This is a genomic window from Comamonas denitrificans (assembly GCF_017368815.1).
Lineage (GTDB): Bacteria > Pseudomonadota > Gammaproteobacteria > Burkholderiales > Burkholderiaceae_C > Comamonas > Comamonas denitrificans.
On sequence record NZ_JAFNME010000062.1, the window covers coordinates 1 to 4,960 of the forward strand.

Here is a 4,960-nt window from a genome sequence, read left to right on the forward strand (position 1 = left end):
CCCCGGGCTTTGAGCGCTGCGTTGTACGCTGCCCAGTTGGTGGTCTTGTAGCGGGGCTTGGCGCTCTTGGATTCACTCATGTCCCGAGGCTAACAGTTCGGGGGGCAGGGTTTGTGCAACAGAGCCTCTATCCATCACAAAATAGGCATTAACTTTAAGCCATTCTGCCTTGACACTATTTATGAGGCGATATACATTTGGGCCACATAACAGCCTGCAGCATGGCTAAGGCCTGGACAATGAAACAATGTGTGAGGACATCAGAATGAATGCCCCTATCAATAAAGATCTTATTGCCGCGAACTCTGACCGCTGTGCCCAGCCGCCGAGTGAACGAGTTGAAGCCCTAAAAAAGGCAGTCCAGAGCGAAACCAATGGCGCCTGTATTGAGCGCGCCTTGCTCTGGACGGAGTACGACAAGGACAAGCGCAATAGGGGCAAGACCCCTGCTGTTCGTATCGCAGAGGCCACCCGCCATGTACTGAATCACAAAAGTGTCAAAATTTACCCCCGTGAACTGATTGTCGGAAATTTCACCTCCAAGCGCGTGGCAGGGTTCTGCTACCCCGAGCTCGCCGGTATTCAGGTAATGGTCGAGGCGTTCGGTTTACCCAAGCGCAGAGTTAATCCGCTCGAGATCAGCCTCTGGGATCGGTTCAAACTGGCCTCCAAGGTACCTTATTGGCTCAATAAGAACGCAGCTTACCGCGCATTTGACAACATGAAAGATCGCTTCCGCTTCGCTGCAGAGCAGGGTGAAGCGCTCCAATACCAGGTCTATGAAGCTGGTGGCATTGCTCACCTCGCTCCCGACTACGAAAAGCTGATCAAGGTTGGTGCGCAAGGTATTATCGATGAAGTGGCATCCATGGAAGCTCAAACCAGCGATCCTGAAAAGCTGGATTTCTACCGGTCAGTCAAGATCGCCATGAGTGGACTGGCGGAATTCGGCGACCGCTATGCGGCAGAGGCCAAGGCAATGGCGGTGCAGGAGAGCGATCCGGTACGAAAGCAAGAGCTTCTGGACATTGCAGCGGTGTGCTCTCGTGTACCACGGCAGGGAGCAACGAACTTCCACGAGGCAGTGCAGTCCATGACACTTGCCCATATTGCCATCTTTCAGGAAACGTTTGGCGAAACGACCTGCCCGGGCCGTATTGACCAGTTCCTGAGACCCTATTATGAAAAGGACCTTGCAGAAGCGCGTATCGATCGTGCGCAGGCCAAGGAAATCCTGGGGGCGTTCTGTGTCAAGTTGTGCGAAACCATCCCTATGCATTCAGACGTCGCTACCAGCACGCTCGGTGGGCTGACCAGCTGGGAGGTAGTTACCATCGGTGGCCAGGACTCCGAGGGCAACGATGCGACCAATGAGCTGAGCTACGTTCTGCTAGAGCTCGCCGATGAGTTGCGCATGCGTCAGCCCAACTTCCATGTGCGTATTCACGAGAACACACCCAAGGCATTCTACGACGAGGTGATTCGCATCCACTTTGGTGCTGGGTCCGCTCCCGCGATGTACAATGACGAGACCATCATCGAGTCTATGATGAACGTGGGATATTCACTGGAGGACGCTCGAAACTATGTGGCCATTGGCTGTGTTGAGCCCACGGCGCCGGGCAAGTCACTGGCTTCTACCGACGCCGGGATGTACAACATGCCTCTGGCGGTGGAAATGGCCCTTAACGAAGGCAAACAGTTCCACAGCTCGAAGCAAATAGGAGCGAAGACTCCTCCGGTTAGTGAAATGCGCTCGATGGACGACTTTGTTGCCGCCTACGATACCCAGGTGAAGCATCAGCTGGGCAAGCTACGCCGTGACCTGGAAGCGATCGAACGTTTCCACGCCGAGCATCATCCCACCCCACTGACTAGCAGCATGGTCGAGGGCTGTGTGGAGCAGGGTGTTTGTTCGACCAGTGGAGGCGCGATATACAATTTCTCCGGTATCCAGGGCTGTGGTATGGCGACAGTCGCCGATTCCCTGGGGGCCATTGAGAGTGCTGTGTTCGAGGACAAGTGGCTCACCCTTGAGGAGCTGGTCGCTCACCTGAAAGACAACCTCTCGGATGAGGTTGTGCGGACCAGGCTGGAAGGCATCGATAAATTTGGCAACGACATTCCCAAGGCGGATGCCTGGATGAAGTGGGTCGGTGATCACTACTCCGATTCCATTCACGCGCTGGGCAAGAATACCCGTGGCGGCCAGTACCTGGCGGGCGTGTACTCCAATACTTCCCATACGCATTTTGGCAGTTTGACTAGCGCTACACCCAACGGTCGCCGGGCTGGTGAGACCTTCGCCTCGGGTTTTGCGCCTGAAAACGGAGCGGACAAGCGAGGTACCACTGCGTTGTTGAACTCCATGAACCGGATCGATTACAAGAAGTTTGCCAACGGCATCAACTTCAATATCAAGCTGGATGCCTCCAGTTACGACTGTGAAGAGGGACGAGATGCGCTAGCCAGCTTGTATAAGGTGTACTTCAAGCGGCACGGTATGCAGGTGCAGGCCAATATGCTGGATCCGAAGATTCTGATTGAGGCGCGGGACAACCCGGAGCTGCACCCTAACCTGCTGATCCGGGTATCGGGCTACTCGGCGTACTTCAACGATCTATCACCTGAAATGCAGGATGAGGTGATATCCCGGAGCAGTCATGGGGCCTGATGCAAGCCTGATTGATGCGATAGCAGTTACCGAGCCAAGGAAGGCATCGCTGTACTTCGACATCAAGAGAAACTCCCTGGACGACGGGCCGGGCATTCGCAGTGTGGTGTTCTTCAAGGGCTGCCCGCTGTCTTGTACCTGGTGCCAGAATCCGGAAAGCATCAACACCGGTTACGAACTCTCCTATGATGCAAAGAAGTGCATCAGCTGTCACGACTGTGCTGACGCCTGCCCCGAGCAGGCGATCGACCTGAGTTCGCCCGACAAAATCATCCGCGACAAATGCACCCAGTGCTTCAAGTGCGTTGATGTCTGCCCATCCGGTGCTCTGGAGCGCTGTGGCAATGACATCGACATGGATCATCTGGTGGAGAAGGTGCTTGAAGACGAGGCCTTCTTCGAGGCCTCCGGCGGCGGGGTTACTGTCTCCGGCGGCGAGGCGCTGATGCAGATGGATTCGGTCGGCGAACTGTTCTCGCGGCTGAAGCAGCGGAATGTTCACACGCTGATCCAGACAGCGGGCCTATTCAATTACAAGGTATTTGAAAATCTGGTATTGCCCTACACCGACACCATCTACTTTGATCTCAAGTTGATGGACAGCGATGCGCACAAGCAGTACTGCGGCGTTCCCAACCATTCTATTCATGAGAACTTCAGGAAGGTCCAGGCCCTGGCACGGGATTCGGTGATCGAGGTTCTGCCGCGGGTCCCGTTGGTGCCCTTTATCACCGACACGGATGAAAACCTCAGTGCCATTGCTGACTTTATGCTCGAGAACGGCGTAAAGAACATGCAGATCTTGCCGTACAACCCGATTTGGCTCGACAAGCTGCCACGCTTCGGCAGTGTCCAGCGTCTGGACTTCGGTGAAGGGACAGGCAAGTTCATGCCGGACGCGGAGCTTGACCGCTGTACGGAGATTTTTGAGTCCAGAGGTATTCACGTCCATTGTCACAGGTGATGTATCAGCTCAGACAGCCGGCGCCTTCCTGATTTCGCTTTACCTATAACCCATAATCAATCTGTCCATCACATGAGGAAAATAAAATGACGTATGCAGGGGAGCCCGCAGAATTCGGAAAAAATCGTACGCTAAGGTTTTTCGGGCATCCGTAGGGGCCGAAACTTCCCGTCTTCCAGTCTGCGGCTCTGCCGCCAGACGTAATCGCCGGTTAGGTTGATGTGCTCCCAGCCCAGCGGCGACAGGAATTGCAGCAGCTCGCCGTCCACCGGCTTGCCGGCCTCGACCAACCCCTGGGTGGCGCGCTCCAGGTACACCGTGTTCCACAGCACGATAGCCGCCGTCACCAGGTTGAGGCCGCTGGCCCGGTAGCGCTGCTGCTCGAAGCTCCGATCCCTGATTTCCCCAAGGCGGTTGAAGAACACCGCCCTGGCCAGCGAGTTGCGCGCCTCACCTTTGTTCAGGCCGGCATGCACGCGGCGGCGCAGTTCAACACTTTGCAGCCAGTCCAGGATGAACAGCGTGCGTTCGATCCGGCCCAGTTCGCGCAGGGCGACAGCCAGGCCGTTCTGACGCGGATAGCTGCCGAGCTTGCGCAGCATCAGCGAGGCGGTAACGGTGCCCTGCTTGATCGAGCTGGCCAGGCGCAGGATGTCGTCCCAATGAGCGCGCACGTGCTTGATGTTCAGGGTGCCACCGATCAGCGGGCGCAGCGTCGGGTAGGCCTGCACGCCCTGCGGCACGTACAGTTTGGTTTCGCCGAGGTCGCGGATGCGTGGCGCGAAGCGGAAGCCCAGCAGGTGCATCAGGGCGAAGACGTGATCGGTGAAACCGGCCGTGTCGGTGTAGTGCTCCTCGATCCGCAGGTCGGACTCGTGATACAGCAGGCCGTCGAGCACATAGGTGGAATCTCGGACGCCGACATTCACCACGCGTGTGCTGAACGGCGCGTATTGGTCGGAGATGTGGGTGTAGAACAGCCGTCCTGGCTCGCTGCCGTACTTCGGGCTGACGTGCCCGGTGCTCTCACCCCGGCCGCCAGCGCGGAAGCGCTGGCCATCGGAGGATGAGGTGGTGCCGTCGCCCCAATGGGCAGCGAAGGCATGGCGGTACTGGTGATTGACCAGCTCGGCCAAGGCCGCCGAATAGGTTTCATCGCGGATATGCCAGGCTTGTAGCCAGGACAGCTTGGCGTAACGGATAGGCGTTTTAACCGCATGAGGCCAAGTATCGCACCGCGGAAGCGCCATCAAGCCGGCTGAGACACTCGATTTTCCCGCCCAGGTGTCAGGTTCACCACCAGGGTTTGGCGTTCAGGAGAG

Annotated in this window: 2 protein-coding genes and 1 pseudogene; 2 read left to right on the top strand and 1 reads right to left on the bottom strand. The window is 57.0% G+C overall.

Annotated elements, in window-relative coordinates; translation table 11 throughout:
* The first annotated feature begins 265 nt into the window (after window positions 1-265).
* Window positions 266-2,674: a pyruvate formate lyase family protein gene (locus J1777_RS14105; RefSeq protein WP_207576301.1), complete on the top strand. Its 2,409-nt coding sequence runs from the start codon at window positions 266-268 to the stop codon at window positions 2,672-2,674.
* Window positions 2,664-3,638, top strand: a complete 975-nt coding sequence (locus J1777_RS14110) for a glycyl-radical enzyme activating protein (protein ID WP_207576303.1) — start codon at window positions 2,664-2,666, stop codon at window positions 3,636-3,638. The genes J1777_RS14105 and J1777_RS14110 overlap by 11 nt, the downstream gene beginning before the upstream one ends.
* Before the next feature lie 131 nt (window positions 3,639-3,769).
* On the opposite strand, the pseudogene J1777_RS14115 reads toward J1777_RS14110, so the two are convergent.
* Window positions 3,770-4,834: pseudogene (locus J1777_RS14115) on the bottom strand (Tn3 family transposase); the annotation flags it as partial.
* Between the last annotated feature and the right edge of the window lie 126 nt (window positions 4,835-4,960).